Origin of the sequence: Micromonospora sp. D93, assembly GCF_018070365.1 — a bacterium.
In the GTDB taxonomy this organism is placed as follows: Bacteria; Actinomycetota; Actinomycetes; order Mycobacteriales; family Micromonosporaceae; genus Micromonospora; species Micromonospora ureilytica.
On the sequence record NZ_JAGPXW010000001.1, the window covers coordinates 225873 to 240007 of the forward strand.

General features: G+C 71.2%; 15 protein-coding genes. 4 read left to right on the forward strand and 11 right to left on the reverse strand.

Annotation, left to right across the window (positions count from 1 at the left end; genetic code table 11):
* Positions 1–53 precede the first annotated feature (53 nt).
* The 8 genes from KBX71_RS00990 to KBX71_RS01025 all read right to left on the reverse strand — a co-directional run bounded on the left by KBX71_RS00990 (position 54) and on the right by KBX71_RS01025 (position 8260).
* Positions 54–680: a dihydrofolate reductase family protein gene (locus KBX71_RS00990; protein ID WP_210816016.1), complete on the reverse strand. Its 627-nt coding sequence runs from the start codon at positions 678–680 to the stop codon at positions 54–56.
* Positions 677–1153 carry an SRPBCC domain-containing protein gene (locus tag KBX71_RS00995; protein ID WP_210816018.1) on the reverse strand — a complete coding sequence of 159 codons (477 nt, stop codon included), beginning with the start codon at positions 1151–1153 and terminating at the stop codon, positions 677–679. Before KBX71_RS00995 ends, KBX71_RS00990 begins: the two co-directional genes overlap by 4 nt.
* Positions 1150–1488 (reverse strand): helix-turn-helix transcriptional regulator, encoded by a 339-nt coding sequence (locus KBX71_RS01000; RefSeq protein ID WP_210816020.1) that lies wholly within the window; start codon positions 1486–1488, stop codon positions 1150–1152. Before KBX71_RS01000 ends, KBX71_RS00995 begins: the two co-directional genes overlap by 4 nt.
* Positions 1489–1647: 159 nt before the next feature.
* Positions 1648–2466: a hypothetical protein gene (locus tag KBX71_RS01005; protein ID WP_210816021.1), complete on the reverse strand. Its 819-nt coding sequence runs from the start codon at positions 2464–2466 to the stop codon at positions 1648–1650.
* Positions 2467–2636: 170 nt separating this feature from the next.
* Positions 2637–4706 (reverse strand): 3-hydroxyacyl-CoA dehydrogenase NAD-binding domain-containing protein, encoded by a 2070-nt coding sequence (locus tag KBX71_RS01010; protein ID WP_210816022.1) that lies wholly within the window; start codon positions 4704–4706, stop codon positions 2637–2639.
* On the reverse strand, positions 4703–5899 hold the full coding sequence (locus tag KBX71_RS01015) for a thiolase family protein (protein ID WP_210816023.1): 1197 nt from the start codon (positions 5897–5899) through the stop codon (positions 4703–4705). The genes KBX71_RS01010 and KBX71_RS01015 overlap by 4 nt, the downstream gene beginning before the upstream one ends.
* Positions 5900–6154: 255 nt before the next feature.
* On the reverse strand, positions 6155–7486 hold the full coding sequence (locus tag KBX71_RS01020) for a ribonuclease D (protein WP_210816028.1): 1332 nt from the start codon (positions 7484–7486) through the stop codon (positions 6155–6157).
* 201 nt (positions 7487–7687) lie between these two features.
* Positions 7688–8260 (reverse strand): DUF3000 domain-containing protein, encoded by a 573-nt coding sequence (locus KBX71_RS01025; protein WP_196927813.1) that lies wholly within the window; start codon positions 8258–8260, stop codon positions 7688–7690.
* A gap of 137 nt (positions 8261–8397) precedes the next feature.
* Here KBX71_RS01025 and hemE point away from each other — a divergent pair, with 137 nt between their 5' ends.
* From hemE to hemQ, 3 genes are read left to right on the forward strand one after another with little or no spacing between them, the layout of a single operon-like run.
* Positions 8398–9495 (forward strand): uroporphyrinogen decarboxylase, encoded by a 1098-nt coding sequence (hemE, locus tag KBX71_RS01030; RefSeq protein WP_210816029.1) that lies wholly within the window; start codon positions 8398–8400, stop codon positions 9493–9495.
* Between the two features lie 6 nt (positions 9496–9501).
* On the forward strand, positions 9502–10911 hold the full coding sequence (gene hemG / locus KBX71_RS01035; RefSeq protein WP_210816030.1) for a protoporphyrinogen oxidase: 1410 nt from the start codon (positions 9502–9504) through the stop codon (positions 10909–10911).
* Positions 10908–11609, forward strand: coding sequence for a hydrogen peroxide-dependent heme synthase (gene hemQ, locus KBX71_RS01040; RefSeq protein WP_124815204.1), 702 nt, complete (start codon positions 10908–10910; stop codon positions 11607–11609). Before hemG ends, hemQ begins: the two co-directional genes overlap by 4 nt.
* A 51-nt stretch (positions 11610–11660) precedes the next feature.
* On the opposite strand, the gene KBX71_RS01045 is transcribed toward hemQ, so the two are convergent.
* The 3 genes from KBX71_RS01045 to KBX71_RS01055 all read right to left on the reverse strand — a co-directional run bounded on the left by KBX71_RS01045 (position 11661) and on the right by KBX71_RS01055 (position 13623).
* Positions 11661–12746 (reverse strand): lytic polysaccharide monooxygenase, encoded by a 1086-nt coding sequence (locus KBX71_RS01045; protein WP_210816031.1) that lies wholly within the window; start codon positions 12744–12746, stop codon positions 11661–11663.
* A 118-nt stretch (positions 12747–12864) separates the two neighbouring features.
* Positions 12865–13320, reverse strand: coding sequence for a GNAT family N-acetyltransferase (locus KBX71_RS01050; RefSeq protein WP_210816033.1), 456 nt, complete (start codon positions 13318–13320; stop codon positions 12865–12867).
* A 42-nt stretch (positions 13321–13362) separates the two neighbouring features.
* Positions 13363–13623: a Prokaryotic metallothionein gene (locus tag KBX71_RS01055; RefSeq protein ID WP_091400670.1), complete on the reverse strand. Its 261-nt coding sequence runs from the start codon at positions 13621–13623 to the stop codon at positions 13363–13365.
* Positions 13624–13778: 155 nt separating this feature from the next.
* Between KBX71_RS01055 and KBX71_RS01060 the strand changes: the two genes are divergently transcribed.
* On the forward strand, positions 13779–14054 hold the full coding sequence (locus tag KBX71_RS01060; protein ID WP_210816035.1) for an isoamylase early set domain-containing protein: 276 nt from the start codon (positions 13779–13781) through the stop codon (positions 14052–14054).
* Positions 14055–14135: the final 81 nt, after the last annotated feature.

Genomic DNA, 14135 nt, shown 5'->3' on the forward strand with positions numbered 1-14135 from the left:
GGAACCTGACCGGGAGATTCAGGCAGTGACCGGCCGTCTCGTGGCGCGGCTGACTAGACGAAGGTCGTCGCGCCCTGGTATTCCGCCACCGGGGCGGCGCCGACATGCTCGTACTCGAGCAGGAGCAGACCCTTCGCCGTCGCTTCGTGGTGTACCAGTCGGAGGCCGACGGGCGCGTTCGGATGGTCGAGCAGTCGCCGCCCGGAACCGGCCACGGTGGGGGCCACGACGAGTCGGAGTGTGTCGACGAGGCCAGCCGACAACAGAGCCTTGCCAAGTCGTGCGCTGCCGTGGATCTGGAGCTCCCGTCCTGGCTGCGCCCTGAGCTTTCCGACGGTGTGGATCGGGTCGCCGTGGAGCACAGTCGTCGGGTGCCAGCTACCTTCCGCGAGGGTGTTGGTCACGACGTACTTGGGCAGCGAGTTCATCCGTTCGGTGAACGGATCGTTCGGGTCGGTGATCTGCGGCCAGTCGCGAGCGAACGCCTCGTAGGTCCGCCGTCCGAGCAGCAGACCGTCGGCGAGACCCAACCAGTCAGAGGTGCGGCGGACGAACACCTCGTCCAGGTAGGGCACGAGCCAGCCGCCCCGAGTGAAGTCGCCACTCGTGTCCTCGGTCGGCGAGCCGGGCCCCTGGCTGACGCCGTCGAGAGTGACGAACTCGGTAAGGACGATCTTCACAGCGCACCCTGGCTCTCGGCGAGCCCGGCGAGTTGTTCGGTGACCGAGCCCCAGCCGTCCACGAAGCCGATCTTCTCGTGAAGGTCACGAGCGGCGGGATCGCCGTGGCGGACGATGATCCGGTAGTCCGTGCCGTCCGGATGGTCCTTCATGGTGATCTCCGCGGTCATCGCAACCGGGGTAGGGTTCGCGGGCCGCCAGGCGCTGTTGATCACGTTGGTGAACACGATCCGTTCGAGGTCGTCGACGACGAGGAAGCACGCGTCGAGGTGCGGAACGAACTCCACCCCGTCGTCGCTCAGCCGGGTGACGAGTGCGCCACCGGGCCGGACGTCCAAGCGGTCGACGCGGCACAGGGACGGCGCCGGTATCCACCACTTCTCGAAGCGGGACGGGTCGGTCCAGGCGCTCCACACGGCGGCGCGGGGGGCGCGGATAACCCGCCCCATGGTCAGGTCCAGGTCCGGATTCACTGCTGCCTCTTCTGCTGATCGGTGACGAGGTGTTCCAGGCGATCCGTGCGCTCTTCCCAGATCCGGCGCTGCTCGGCGAGCCAGTCGTCGACGACGGCGAGGCGGTCGCGGTTGAGCACGCAGGTGCGCACCCGGCCGGACTTGGTCGTGTGGATCAGTCCGTTCGACTCGAGCGTCTGCACGTGCTTCATGAACGAGGGAAGGGTCATCGAGAATTCGCGGGCGAGGTCGCCGACGCTCGTCGGACCGTGGCCGAGGCGTCGGATGACCCAGCGCCGGGTCGGGTCAGCGAGGGCGACGAACACGCCGTCGAGCTGCGCCGAATACTGTGCCATGCGGCTAAGTGTTCCCGGGGATGACACTTAGCGCAAGAGCAAAGTATCGGCGGCCTCAGTGGGTGGCTGTCATGACGACGGCGGTCGGTCGGTGCACGTCAGGAGAAGCAGCGGGGCCCCGGCCACCCGAGGGTGGCCGGGGCCCCGGTCACGTACGGATCAGGACTGCTGCTCGACCTCGCCCCGGATCGTGGTGAACTCGGCCTTCGCCTGGTCGGCGGACTTGAAGTACATCACCACCATGCCCAGACTGCCCCGGTCGGACCAGACACAGATGCCCAGCGGCACGGTCTCGGCTGTGCCGTCGCCGCAGCGCGCCTCACCGCCGAGCGGGCCGGCGTCGACGGCAGTCATCTTGTCCACCGTCAGCTGCTTGGACAGCCCGTCCACATAGGCGTCGAGGTCCTTCTTCGGGTCCGTCAGCAGCGCGGAAACGGCCGCGATCATGACAAGGTCCCGCTTCGTCGGGTCACCGTAGAAGGCGGCGACAGTGCTCGTCTGGTTCTGCGCCCCCGACTTCATCTCGTTGACCGCCTGGTCGGCGGCCGTCTGCAGCTCCGGGTTGGTGAGCTTCGGCCGGCCGGCGAGGGTGGCCGGCGCGACCACCCGGGTCTTGGCGGCGTCGAGCGCTTCGTTCACGGGCCCCTTGACGGCGAACCAGGTGATCGCCACGCCGCCGACGCAGAGCACCAGCACCACGGCCAACACGATCAGCACGATCTTGCCGACGTTCGACTTCTTCGCCGGGGGCGGGCCGCCGGCCAGGTTCGGGTCACCGTACGGCTGACCCGGCTGCGCGGGTGGGAAACCAGGCTGTGCAGGTGGGAAGCCCGGCTGTGCGGGCGGGAAGCCACCGGGCTGCTGCGGCTGTCCCTGCTGCTGCGGCGGCGGCCAGCCGCCAGGCTGCTGGCCCGGCTGCTGCGACGGGTCAGGGGAATCGTGCGGCGGGCCGTAGGGATTGGCCGGCGGCTGGGACATCAGTCAGCTCCAAGATGGGGGTGCAAAACGCGTGATCCTAACCCGGCGCGGAGCCCGCCGTTGTCCCCGCAGCGACCCGCACCCGGCGATCTCCTGATCACAAACGGTCGCGGTGGCCGGCCCGTCCACGAGGGACGGTCCGACCACCGCGACGGTGGTGCTGCGGTCGGTCAGGCCGGCAGGCTCGCCGCGCCAAGCGGCAGGAACCGCTGGCCGGTGACCCGCTCGGAGGTGCCGGTCCGATCCAGGTACGGCGTGACGCCGCCCAGGTGGAACGGCCAACCGGCGCCCAGGATCATGCACAGGTCGATGTCCTGTGCCTCGGCGACCACACCCTCGTCCAGCATCAGCCGGATCTCCTGCGCGAGCGCGTCGAGCGCGTTCTGGCGTACCTGCTCCGCGGTCAGCGGCTGGTCACCGACCACGAGCAGCTTGGCGACCTCTTCGTTGACCTGGTCGTCGACCACGATCGGCTGGCCCGAGTCGGCGATCCGCTTGAGGTTCTCGCTGACGGAGAACCGGTCCGGGTACGCGGCGTGCAGGGTGCCGCCCACGTGGTACGCGACGGCCGGCCCGACCAGCTGGAGCAGGGCGAGCGGGCGCATCGGCAGGCCCAGCGGGTCCAGTGCGCTGTTCGCCACGTCCAGCGGGGTGCCGGCGTCGACGGCGGCGAAGACGGTGCCCAGGAAGCGGGTGAGCAGCCGGTTCACCACGAACGCCGGGGCGTCCTTGACCAGCACGCTCGACTTCTTGAGCTGCTTACCCACAGCGAACGCGGTCGCCAGGGTGACGTCGTTGGTCCGCTCGCCCCGGACGATCTCCAGCAGCGGCAGCACCGCCACCGGGTTGAAGAAGTGGAAGCCGACCACCCGCTCCGGGTGCTCCAACTCGGCGGCCATCTCCGTGATCGACAACGAGCTGGTGTTGGTGGCGAGCACCGCCTCCGGAGAGACGATCTTCTCCAACTCGGCCCAGACCTGCTTCTTGACGCCCAGGTCCTCGAAGACCGCCTCGATGACGAAGTCGGCATCCGCGAAGGCGCTCTTGTCGACAGTGCCGCTGACCAGGCCGTACAGCTTGGCAGCGGTGCCCTTGTCCATCCGGCCCTTGATGACGGCCTTCTCGATCTGGGTGTGCACGTAGCCGACGCCCTTGTCCACGCGGGACTGGTCGAGGTCGGTCAGCACCACAGGCACCTGGAGGCGTCGGGCGAACAACAGCGCCAGTTGGCTGGCCATCAGGCCCGCACCGACGATGCCGACCTTGGTGATCGTGCGAGCCAGGCCCTTGTCCGGTGCGCCGGCCGGGCGCTTGGCCCGCCGCTGCACCAGGTCGAACGCGTACAGGCCGCTGCGCAGTTCCTCGGAGAAGACCAGGTCCGCGAGGGCCTCGTCCTCGGCGGCGGTGCCGGCGGCGAAGTCGCCGTCCTTCGCCGTCTCCAGCAGGTCGAGCGCCTTGTACGCGGCCGGGACCGCGCCGTGCAGCCGCTGGTTCAGCGTCTCCCGGGCGAAGTAGAGCACGCCCGCCCACATGTCCTTGTCGACCTCGGGTCGGGTCACGGTGACCTGACCTCGGACCACTCCGGCGGCCCACTCCAGGGACCGCTCCAGGAAGTCCGCCGGCTCCAACAGGATGTCCGCGATGCCCAGCTCGGCCGCCTGCTTCGGCTTGAGCATCTTGTTCTGCATCAGCGGGTTCTGGATGATCACCTGGGTCGCGGCGGGGATGCCGATCAGGTTCGGCAGCAGCTGGGTGCCACCCCAGCCGGGCACCAGGCCGAGGGAGACCTCGGGCAGCGCGAGGGCCGCCGCGCCGCCGGAGAGCGTCCGGTAGTGGCAGTGCAGCGCCAGCTCCAGGCCACCGCCCATCGCCGCGCCGTTGACGAACGCGAACGTGGGGACGGTGCTGTCCTTGAGCCGGGCGAAGACCCGGTGGCCGAGCCGCCCGATCTCCAGCGCCTGCGCGCGGTCGGCGAGCTGCGGCAGGCCCACGATGTCCGCGCCCACGCAGAAGATGTACGGCTTGCCGGTGACAGCGATGAACGCCGGGTCCGCGGCGAGCGCGGCCGTGATCGCCTCGTCCAGGCTGGCCAGCCCACCCGGGCCGAAGGTGTTCGGCTTGGTGTGGTCGAAGCCGTTGTCCAGCGTGATCAGGGCGGCGGGCCGGTCCAGCCCTGGCACGTTCACCTGGCGCAGCAGCGCCCGGGTGACGACCTCGTTCGGTGCGGCCAGTGCGCTCACTTGTCGCCCTCCGTCCAGTGCGGGTTCTCCCAGATGACCGTGCCGCCCATGCCGATGCCGATGCACATCGCGGTCACGCCGTAGCGGACCTCGGGGTGCTCGGCGAACTGGCGGGCCAGCTGTGTCATCAGCCGTACGCCGGAGGAGGCCAGCGGGTGACCGATGGCGATCGCACCGCCCCACGGGTTGACCCGCGAGTCGTCGTCGGCGATGCCGAAGTGGTCGAGGAAGGCGAGCACCTGCACGGCGAACGCCTCGTTCAACTCGAACAGGCCGATGTCGTCGATGCTGAGCCCGGCCAGCCGCAGCGCCTTCTCCGTCGACGGGATCGGGCCGACGCCCATCACCTCCGGCTCGACTCCGACGAAGCCGAACGACACCAGCCGCATGGCGACCGGCAGGCCCAGCTCGCGGGCGGTGGCCTCGTCGGCCAGCAGACTGGCGGTGGCGCCGTCGTTCAGGCCGGCCGCGTTGCCCGCGGTGACCTTGCCGTGCGGGCGGAACGGGGTCTTCAGGGTGGCCAGCTTCTCCAGCGACGTGTCCCGCGGGGCCTCGTCCACAGTCGCCAGACCCCAGCCGCCCTCCGCGTCGCGGATGGACATCGGCACCAGGTCGTCCTGGAGCTTGCCGTTGGCGTACGCCTTGGCGGTCTTCTGCTGCGAGGCGAGCGCGAACGCGTCGGTGCGTGCCTTGGTGATGTGCGGGACCAGGTCGTGCAGGTTCTCCGCGGTGGAGCCCATCACCAGCGCGGACGGGTCGACAAGCTTCTCCGCGATGATGCGCGGGTTGGGGTCGACGCCCTCACCCATCGGGTGGCGGCCCATGTGCTCGACGCCACCGGCGATGGCGATGTCGTACGCGCCCATGGCGATGCCGCTGGCCACTGTGGTGACCGCGGTCATCGCCCCCGCGCACATCCGGTCGATGGCGAAGCCGGGAACGGTCTTGGGCAGCCCGGCCAGCAGGGCGGCGGTGCGGCCGATGGTGAGGCCCTGGTCGCCGATCTGGGTGGTGGCCGCGATGGCGACCTCCTCGACCCGCTCCGGGGGCAGCTGCGGGTTGCGACGCAGCAGTTCCCGGATGCAGCGGATCACCAGGTCGTCGGCGCGGGTGTTGGCGTACATGCCACCCGCCTTGCCGAACGGGGTACGGACGCCGTCGACGAAGACGACGTCGCGAACTTCACGGGGCACTTGAGCCTCCTATTCGACCGTGATTCGGCCATCGTGCCGGGCGGCACGGAGGACCGAACAAGGGTCGCCGACACGGGCACGTTCCACTCGGATGCTACTCGCCAGTAACCAACCCCGTCCCCACCCCCGCCTGTGGCCCACCCCACACCCCACCAACCCGCCGCATCGGTTGATCATGAGGTTGACGGGTCTGTGGATCTCCTGGAGGCCCGTTAACCTCATGATCAACTGGGTGGTGGGGTGGGTCAGGGTGGGTTAGGGGAGGGTTGTGGGGGTGGGGGTTAGGGCCTCGGTCAGGTCGGGGTTGAGGAGGGCGATCTGCCACTCGCGGGCATTGAGGCCGCGCAGGGTCTCCGCTACCGACTCCTCGGTGATCTCCTCGGGTGGGGTCCAGGCCAGCCGGCGGACCGAATCCGGAGTGATCAGATTTTCCGGCGGAAGGTTGTGCTCACCGGCGATGCGGATCACGACCTCCCGGGAGCGGGCCAGCCGACCGGCCGCCACCGGGTCCCGTTCCGCCCACCGGTGCGGCGGGGGCGGACCCTCCACGGCCGGCGAGACCGGCAGGGAATCGTCCGGCAGCTGCCGGGCGTCGTCGAGCGCGGCGAGCCAGGTGCGGGCCAGCCGACGGACCGACCGACCACCGAAACCGGGCAGGGTCAACAGGGTCTTCTCGTCCTTCGGGTCCAGCTCGGCCGCGGCGATGATCGCCGAGTCGGGCAGCACCCGACCGGGAGCGGCGTCCCGCCGGGCCGCGATCTGGTCCCGGGCGTACCACATGGAGCGGACCCGGGCCTGGGCCCGAGCCCCCCGCAGCCGGTGGATGCCCGAGGTGCGCCGCCACGGCTCCGCGCGGACCCGGGGCGGGCGGGCGCCGGTGCGGACCAGCGCGGCGAACTCCTCCGCGGCCCAGGCCGACTTGCCCTGCCGGGTCAACTCGGCGTCCAGCGCGTCGCGCAGGTCGGTGAGCAGCTCCACGTCGAGGGCGGCGTACGTCAACCACGACTCGGGCAGCGGTCGGCTCGACCAGTCGGCCGCCGAGTGGTGCTTCTCCAGGGTGAACCCGAGTAGCTGCTCGGTGAGCGCGGCCAGCCCGACGCGTTCGAAGCCGGCCAGCCGAGCCGCCAGCTCGGTGTCGAACAGTCGGCGCGGACGCAGCCCCACCTCGGCCAGGCAGGGCAGATCCTGGCTGGCCGCGTGGAGGACCCACTCGGCCTCGCCGATCACCGCGTCCAGGGCGCTGAGGTCGGGCAGGGGCAGCGGGTCGATCAGCGCCGTGCCCGCACCGGCCCGGCGCAGTTGCACCAGGTACGCGCGCTGGCTGTAGCGGTAGCCGGAAGCGCGTTCGGCGTCCAGGGCGACCGGGCCGGTGCCCGCCGCGAAGCGGGCCACGACCTCGGCTAGCTCGGCCGGGGCGGCCACCGGATCAGGGGTGCCGTCACGCGGGGCGATCAGCGGAACGGGCCCACCGTCGGCCGGGTCGGCCCCCTCGCCCGCCGGCTGCGGCTGGGCCGACGGCGGGTGCTGGGGTGCGTTTCCCGGAAGTTCTTCGGTGGGCCGACGGCGCAGGGGTGGTTCGTCGGTCACCTGCCAACCCTAGTGCGCGCGGAGATCCGGCGGGTGCAGCCGGTCCGGCGTGTGACGGTCAGGTGTCCACAAGATGTCCTCGGTCACCCGCTCCCACCCCGTCGATCATGGAGTTGTGGTGCTTCACAAATGCCGCACGGAGTCGCATCTCGCCCACCACAACCCCATGATCGACGCAGACGGGGTGAGGCGAGAAACGGGTCAGGCCGCGCCGGCGGGGCGGCGGTCGGCGAGGGCGGTGACGCCGGGTGGGGGGAGGCCGGCGGTGGAGGCGAGCAGTGCGCACCAGCCGAGCAGGTGTGGGGTCAGGTCGTCGTCGATCGGCGTCCAGGACGCGCGGATCTCGATGTCACCGATGGTCGGTGGCCCGGCGAGATCGCCGAACCGGGTCGACATGGTCTGCGTCACCGTCCCGCCGATTGCCCGGTGGCCGGCGTCCTGGGCGTCCAACGCGTCGGTCAGCCACGTCCAGCCGACCCCGGGCAGCAGCGGGTCGGCGGCCAGGTCGACCTCCAACTCGGCGGTCACGTAGGTGACCAGCCGCAGCGTGCCCTGCCACGCCTCGTGCCCGACCGGGTTGTGCAGCAGGATCAGCCGGCCGGTCGCCACCTCGTCGTCGTCGCGCAGCACTGTCGCGGCGAGCGCGAACGCGTACGGGGCCAGCCGCTGGGGGGCACCGACCTCCTCCAGGGTGATCTCCGGCCGGGGAGCGGCCGACCGCAGCCCGGCGACCGCGCGGGCGAACGTCTCCGGGAGCGCGATCGGGGGGGCCATGTCGGCAGCCTATGCCGCCGTTCGTTGCCCGCTTCGACGGCGCGCCGACGCTCATGAAGGGCACCGGGCGTAAGGAACGGTGCCCTTCCTCTCACCCCCACCCGGTTGGGGGTGGTGGGCGTGGCACGATTGCGGCGATGACCACGGACACCACGGGCACTGTCGCCCGAGACGGAGATTCCCGCCCCGGCGGACCGGCCGACTCGCCCTTCATTCGGGCCTGCCGACGTCGGCCCGTCCCGCACACCCCGGTCTGGTTCATGCGCCAGGCCGGCCGCTCCCTTCCGGAGTACCGGGAGATCCGGGCGAGCGTGCCGATGCTGGAGTCCTGCCGCCGCCCGGAGCTGGTCACCGAGATCACCCTCCAGCCGGTGCGCCGGCACGGCGTGGACGCGGCAATCCTGTTCAGCGACATCGTGGTGCCCGTCGCCGCGGCCGGGATCGACCTGGACATCGTGCCGGGCACCGGCCCGGTGGTCGCCGAGCCCATCCGCACCGCCGCCGACGTGGAGCGGATCCGCCGGATCACCCGCGACGACGTCTGGTACGTCGACGAGGCCGTCCGGCAGTTGGTGGTCGAGCTGGGCGACACCCCGCTGATCGGCTTCGCCGGTGCGCCGTTCACGCTGGCCAGCTACCTGGTCGAGGGCGGGCCGTCGCGCACCCACGCGAAGACCAAGGCCCTGATGTACGGCGATCCCGAGCTGTGGCACGCGCTCTGCGCCCGGCTGGCCGAGGTGACGCTTGCCTTCCTGCGCGTGCAGATCGAGGCCGGCGTGTCCGCCGTGCAGCTGTTCGACTCGTGGGCCGGCGCGCTCTCCGAGGCCGACTACCGCCGCTTCGTGTTGCCGCACTCGACAGCCGTGCTGAGCGGGCTGGTGGGCGCCGGGGTGCCCCGGATCCACTTCGGGGTGGGCACCGCCGAGCTGCTCGGCGCGATGGGCGAGGCCGGGGCCGACGTGGTCGGCGTCGACTGGCGTACGCCGCTGGACGTGGCCACCGGCCGGATCGGCGCGGACAAGGCGGTGCAGGGCAACCTGGACCCGTGCGTGCTGCTCGCGCCGTGGCCGGTCGTGGAGGCCGAGGTGCGCCGCATTCTGGAGCAGGGCCGGGCCGCCCCCGCGCACGTGTTCAACCTCGGGCACGGGGTGCTGCCGGAGACCGACCCGGAGGTGCTGACCCGGGTGGTCGCGCTGGTGCACGAGCTGTCCAGCCGCCGGGCCGACCAGGGCTGACCGGTGATGCGGCAGCCCTGGCGGGTGGCGGTGGTCGGCGGCGGGATCGCCGGGCTGGCGGCCGCGGTCCGCTTGCGCGACCGCGCACCGGCCGGCACCGAGATCACTGTGTACGAGCAGTCCGGCTCGTTGGGCGGAAAGCTGCGCACCGGGGAGCTGGCCGGCCAGCCGGTGGAGTTCGGCGCGGAGTCGTTCCTGATGCGCGACCCGACCGGCGCCGAGAGCGCGGCGGTGGCGTTGGCCCGCCGGCTCGGACTGGCCGAGAAGATCGTGCACCCCACGGTGGGGCAGGCCGCGCTGGTTGTCGACGGAGGGCTGCGCCCCATCCCGGGCGGCACCCTGGTGGGCGTACCCGGGGATCTGGATCGGGTGACCACTGTCGCCCGCCCGGCCGCGGACGCCGACACCGACGGCGGCCGGCCGCTGGTCGGGCCCGACGCGGACGTCTCGGTGGGTGCGCTGGTCCGGTCCCGCTTCGGGGACGAGGTGGTGGAACGACTGGTCGACCCGATGCTGGGCGGCGTGTACGCGGGCCGCGCCGACGATCTCTCCCTGGTCACGACGATGCCGGCGCTGGCCCGCGCGGCCCGGGTGGAGCACACCCTGGTCGGCGCGGTCCGGGCCGCGCAGGCCGCCGCGCCGCGTGCGCCCGGCGCCCCGGTCTTCGGCACCCTGGCCGGCGGGCTGAGCACCCTGGTCGAGGCGGCGGTGACGGCCAGCGGCGCGACGGTACGGCGGGACGCCGCCGTGCGCGAGTTGACAGCTACCGGCACCGGTTGGCGGCTCACCGTCGGCCCGACCCGCGAGCCGGAGCTGATCGACGTGGACGCCGTGGTGCTGGCGGTGCCGGCGCGACCGGCGGCGCGGCTGCTCGCCGGCCCCGCGCCGGTGGTGGCGGCGGGTGTCGGCGCGCTGGACTACGCGAGCGTCGCGCTGGTCACCATGGTGTTGCCGCAGCCACGACTGCCCGAGCTGTCCGGTTTCCTGGTGCCGAGCACCGAGGGCCTGCTGATCAAGGCGGCGACCTTCTTCACCACCAAGTGGGGGCACCTGCGCCGGCCGGACGGGTTGGCGTTGGTGCGTGCCTCGGTGGGCCGGTACGGCGAGGAGGCGCACCTGCAGCGCCCCGACGCGGACCTGGCGGCCACCGTGCACCGAGAGCTGTCGGCGGTGCTCGGCACCCCGCTGCCCGCTCCGGTCGACGGGCACGTGCAACGGTGGGGCGGTGCGCTGCCGCAGTACGCGCCGGGGCACGCCGACCGGCTCGCCGCCGCGCGGACGGCGCTGCGGGCCACGCACCCCACCCTGGTTCTCGCCGGCGCCGGCTACGACGGCGTCGGCATTCCGGTCTGCGTACGCTCCGGCGAGACGGCGGCCGAGGAGATCATCACAGCACTGGGAGGATCGGCGAGATGACCGAGCAGACCAACGCGGCCCGGTTGCGGGAGCTGAACGACAGCATCCGCTACACCATGTGGTCGGTGTTCCGGGCCAGCTCCCCGCTGCCGTCGCTGCGGGACAACGTCACGAGCGAGGTCGTGTCCCTCTTCGACGAGCTGGCCGGCAAGGACGTCGTGGTCCGGGGCGTCTACGACGTCTCCGGGCTGCGCGCCGACGCGGACGTGATGATCTGGTGGCACTCCGCGTCCCCTGACGCGCTCCAGGACGCGTACCTGCGGTTCCGCCGCACCACGCTGGGCCGGGCGCTGACCCCGGTGTGGTCGCAGATGGCGCTGCACCGGCCGGCGGAGTTCAACAAGAGCCACATCCCGGCGTTCCTGGCCGGCGAGGAGGCCCGCCCCTACATCTGCGTGTACCCGTTCGTCCGCTCCTACGAGTGGTACCTGCTGCCCGACGCCGAACGACGGGAGATGCTGGCCGAGCACGGGAAGATGGCCCGGGGCTACCCGGACGTGCGGGCCAACACGGTCGCCTCGTTCGCGCTCGGCGACTACGAGTGGATGCTCGCCTTCGAGGCCGACGAACTGCACCGGATCGTCGACCTGATGCGGGACCTGCGCGCCTCCGGCGCCCGCCGGCACGTCCGCGAAGAGGTCCCGTTCTACACCGGCCGTCGCCGCTCGGTAGCCGAGATCGTCAACTGCCTGGTCTGACACCCGCCGGCCGGCGCCGCACCCCCGCCCGGGTGCGGCGCCGGACGGGGGTCAACTGGTCGTCGTACAGGAGACCAGCGGAACCGGGTTGCTGCCGTTCCACGAGCCGAGGAATCCGAACGTGGTGCTCGCGCCGGCGGCGAGGGTGCCGTTGTTGTTGGTGTTACGTGCGGTGACCAGCGTGCCGTTGGTGCTGACCGTCGCGTTCCACGACGAGGTGACCTGCTGGCCGTTGCCGTAGTTCCAGCTCACCGACCAGCCCTGGGTGGGTGAACCACCGGCGGTCACCTTCACGTCGGCCTGGAAGCCGCCGGACCACTGACCGGTCACCTGGTACGTCGCCGTGCAGGCACCGGCCGGCGGCGGGGTGGTGGGCGGGGGAGTGGTGGGCGGCGGGGTCGTCGGCGGGGGAGTGGTCGGTGGCGGGGTGGTCGACCCACCGCCGAAGTCGACGTCGCTGCACAGGTAGTACGACTGGTCCAGGTGGCTGGCCTGCCAGACGGTGTAGACGATGTGCCGTCCGGTGCGGCCTTGCGCGTTCACCGGGATCTGGATCGAGACGCCACTGGGGTCCGGGCTCCACTGGGAGGCGGGCGTGTTGCCGATCTGGCCCGCCAACTCCAGGTTGCCCCAGCCGAGTGGTTGGCTGGCCGCGTTGAAGCCCTGCTTGGTCACGTACACCCGGATGTAGTCGGCGCCGTGACGGGCCTGGTCGACGAAGCGGAGCCGGAAGTTGTTCGACACCGCTGTGGTCTTCCAGGCGCCGATGGTGTCCAACGCGTTGTAGCGCGGGCTCTGGGTGCGTCCGCCGCTGCAGAGTTGGCCGTCGGGAACGGCAGCCTGGTGGTTGCCCCCCACACCCTCGCGGTACAGGCCGTTCCAGTTCCACATGGCGGCGGGGTCGGCCTGCCAGGCCTGCCAGCACATCGGGTCCTCGGTGGCCATCCGCGGGTTCTGGAAGTCGCTGCCCCAACGTTGCCAGCAGCCGTAGTTACGCGAGGCCGGGTCGACGACCGAACCGTGCGCCGAGGCGGGTTCGGCCCGCATGGTGGTCACTGCGGTCGTCAAGAGGAGCGTGGTGGTCGCCACGATGGCGAACAGCCAGAGCACGCGTCGTGATCGGGTGAGAGTGGACATGGAGCCCCCGGGGGGATGAGGTCGGACGTCGACACCCGGATCGCCGGGAGTTGCCCACTCCCGTGCCTAATCGCTGGCTCCCGCGATGGCTCTACCCGGCACCATGCCAGGCAAATAGTCAGACGTCAATGACGTCGCGCCGCATCGGCGTGTGCGGGATGCCGTCCTCGACGTACTCCGGGCCGTTGACCGCGAAGCCGTGCCGGCCGTAGAGCGGGACCAGGTGCGACTGCGCGTCCAGCACGCAGGGTCGGTTGCCGATCACCTGCAGCGCCGCCGTCATCAGCCGGCCGGCGTGCCCACCACCGCGCGCCGTCGGGGCCACCACCACCCGACCGATCCTTGCGACCCCGTCCGGGTCGGCCAGAATCCGCAGGTACGCCAGCGGCGCGCCGCCGTCGGTGAGCCAGAGGTGCCGGGTGCCCGGTTCGACGTCGCGTCCGTCGAGCTCCGGGTACGGGCAGTTCTGCTCCACCACGAACACGTCGATGCGCAGCTTGAGCAGGTCGTGGAAGGTGCGGGCGTTCAGGTCGGCGAAGGAGGCCGTCCGAAGTTCGGTGGTCTGCTGGGGCATCCGCCGATGGTAGGTCGGGCGGGTTGACGTGGTGTCCGCCGGTCAGGCCGGGCGGGCGCCGACGGCGTCGCGGATCTCGGCCCCGACCGCGCCCTCCACGGCCCGGGCGCAGTGTGCGCAGCAGAAGAAGCGGCCGTTGACCTCGACGCCGTGCCCGACGATCTTGACCTGACAGTGCTCGCAGATCGGTGCCATGCGCTGGATCGCGCACTCGAACGAGTCGAAGGTGTGCACGTCGCCGCTGACGGTGTGCACCTCGAACGCCATCCAGTAGTCGTTGCCGCAGACCTCGCAGGTTGCCACCGAAAACCTCCGTTAAGTGAACAAGTGCCTACAGAATCCCTCAGGTTGCCCCGACGTGGGGCGGAACGTCGATGCCTCACCCCGCCGGCGGCGTGTCGGCGTTGGCGTGTTGCCCGTTATGCCTGGTGAACCGCCGCAACCCCCGGAGGATCATCGTGATCAAGCGCAACAAGCTCTTCGGCAACCAGACCCGGGTCACCTTCTGTCTGCCCCGCGATGTCCCGCCCGGCCCGGTGAGCGTCGTCGGCTCCTTCAACGGCTGGCAGCCGGGACGGCACGAGCTGGTGGCCCGCCGCGACGGCACCAGGACGGTCACCGTGAAGTTGCCGCCGGGGGAGTACCGCTTCCGTTACCTCGGCACCGGCGGGGTCTGGTTGGACGACGAGTCGGCCGACCAGGTCGACGCACGGGGCAGCCTGCTCCGGCTCTGAGAAGAAAACTGCCGCCATCGATGGATTTATCGATGAGAGTCTTTACTGTTAACAATGTTTAAATTACCTTGGGGGCACCTC

Bases quoted from the DNA above. Each gene is read 5' to 3' on its own strand.
- KBX71_RS01000 (WP_210816020.1), bottom strand. From the start codon at position 1,488: ATGGCACAGTATTCGGCGCAGCTCGACGGCGTGTTCGTCGCCCTCGCT.
- KBX71_RS01005 (WP_210816021.1), bottom strand. From the start codon at position 2,466: ATGTCCCAGCCGCCGGCCAATCCCTACGGCCCGCCGCACGATTCCCCT.
- KBX71_RS01025 (WP_196927813.1), bottom strand. From the start codon at position 8,260: ATGGCCCCCCCGATCGCGCTCCCGGAGACGTTCGCCCGCGCGGTCGCC.
- hemE (WP_210816029.1), top strand. From the start codon at position 8,398: ATGACCACGGACACCACGGGCACTGTCGCCCGAGACGGAGATTCCCGC.
- hemG (WP_210816030.1), top strand. From the start codon at position 9,502: ATGCGGCAGCCCTGGCGGGTGGCGGTGGTCGGCGGCGGGATCGCCGGG.
- hemQ (WP_124815204.1), top strand. From the start codon at position 10,908: ATGACCGAGCAGACCAACGCGGCCCGGTTGCGGGAGCTGAACGACAGC.
- KBX71_RS01045 (WP_210816031.1), bottom strand. From the start codon at position 12,746: ATGTCCACTCTCACCCGATCACGACGCGTGCTCTGGCTGTTCGCCATC.
- KBX71_RS01050 (WP_210816033.1), bottom strand. From the start codon at position 13,320: ATGCCCCAGCAGACCACCGAACTTCGGACGGCCTCCTTCGCCGACCTG.